Below are 1,724 nucleotides of genomic sequence, written 5' to 3' on the forward strand. Positions count from 1 at the left end.
AAATGATTTCATGGTCTTTTTTTGCAAAAGTGCAGGGATGCTGCCGGAGAGTCATTGACTTAAGTCAATAAGATGGGGCAGCCAAGTCAAGGAAGCCTGAATGAGCATTGAGAGGAAGATTCACCACCGACAACGCAAGGCTAATTCCTTCCACAGCGCCTGGTAGTAAAAGGAGCTTCCCTTTTTTTACATCTTTTTGATTCTTTGAATAACTATCGTGAAAGCTGAGCCTTCAAGGCTCAGCAACAGTAGCCGCAACAATGCGCAACCTTCATTGCAACGTCTGTGACGGGGCCTGCTTTCGTGCGCTAGTATCCGTATTTTAGGATGAGCCGCATCAAGCAGTGTTTAGGGGTATGAAATACTCGCCGTTTCTTGGGATAGTGTCTGTCAACCTATTTCAGGACTGGACAGTTAATGAAGTAGAAATTCAATATATTTTCCTACCGCTTTGAGAATTCTATGGTAGTCACAGCATAATCCGCTGTCTTCATACCGTTGTCAAAGTACGGTGCATTGTCTTTCTCAGCCTTCCAGGTCATAGCAGAGCCGGACATGGCTGTTATTTCAAATTCCGCTGACGAACTTCCATTTACCAGAGTAATATAGTCCTTACCCCCTCTCTTGGAGGTGGTATAGGTGCCGAGCATACCTATGCCTCCAGAGGCATAGGTGGTAGTAACCTTTGAGCCATCGAACTTGAAGACGGTTTCGGTTTGGGATGTCTCTTCATGCACTACCTGGCCAGATGCATTATAATACTTAGAATCCTCGTTTGTAGTAACCCATGTGCCCTTTATCTGCTCACTTACTATTAACGGTGCCGGGTCCCCTTCATCATCTTTGCAGGAGGCGAGCACCAGGAAGAAAAGTACTGGCAGCAGGAATAGCTTTTTCATAAGTTTTTTTTAAGAATATAACTAAGCTTATAATAAAAATATAACAAGATAGCATATAAGTAATTACCTATTCTGGAAATCTTTACAAAGGCAGCAAGGAATGTTCAGTTTAACCATCAATAACAGAATGTATCCTTGGGGGCCAGCTTTGCTTCCCGCACCACGGCTAATAAAGGAGCCTCCTAATAGAAATAAGGTGACGTAAAATTTTAATGATAGCACGTAAGGCCTTTAGTTTCCTTCAAAAGCTGTATCCAATGCTTAAACCCCCAGAAAGAAAGAAACCACTGCTTGGATAAGCATCGTCCCCTCCCTTCAAAGCATTGAAAGGAGTTAGTCCCACTCGAAACATAAATCCTGCTGTGGAAGGTTGGTAACGGTATCCTATCACACCTTTAAGGTCAATAATTGAGGAATTTGTATTATCATCCGAAAGAAAGGAGGATGCGAATTTTTTGCGACCCAATAAAAAGCCTGCTCCCACTTCGAACTTACTTTTTTTCTTTCCGAATAAAAAATTTCCCAAAACAGGTACAGTTACAATAGAGTTACTGCCTTCCCCAAATAAGGTTTCTGCCTTAAAAGCCGCAAAGCCAAGGCGTAGTGCGAAGTTTTCAGCAACTATTCGTTCATAATTGACTGAGTATAAACCGCCATTACCTAAAAGCTCCAGGTAAGCATTATTACGGGAAGTTCTAGAGGGTTCGGTTTGTCCATAAGACACGGAACAAACCATCAAACCAATAAGAGGCTGTTTTGATTTAGCTGGATAAAAAAGCAGGTGCCGGCTGTTGGGTAAGAAAAGTTTGCAGACTTATGGCTTAC

2 protein-coding genes are annotated in these 1,724 nt (G+C 42.5%); both read right to left on the reverse strand.

The window, feature by feature from the left end:
- Positions 1-443: 443 nt before the first annotated feature.
- Entirely contained in the window at positions 444-899 is a 456-nt protein-coding gene (locus tag ABD920_RS22505) for a hypothetical protein (protein WP_345162589.1), read from the reverse strand.
- A gap of 241 nt (positions 900-1,140) precedes the next feature.
- On the reverse strand, positions 1,141-1,623 hold the full coding sequence (locus ABD920_RS22510) for a hypothetical protein (protein WP_345162591.1): 483 nt from the start codon (positions 1,621-1,623) through the stop codon (positions 1,141-1,143).
- Positions 1,624-1,724 lie beyond the last annotated feature (101 nt).

The organism is Pontibacter saemangeumensis, assembly GCF_039541895.1.
Classification (GTDB): domain Bacteria; phylum Bacteroidota; class Bacteroidia; order Cytophagales; family Hymenobacteraceae; genus Pontibacter; species Pontibacter saemangeumensis.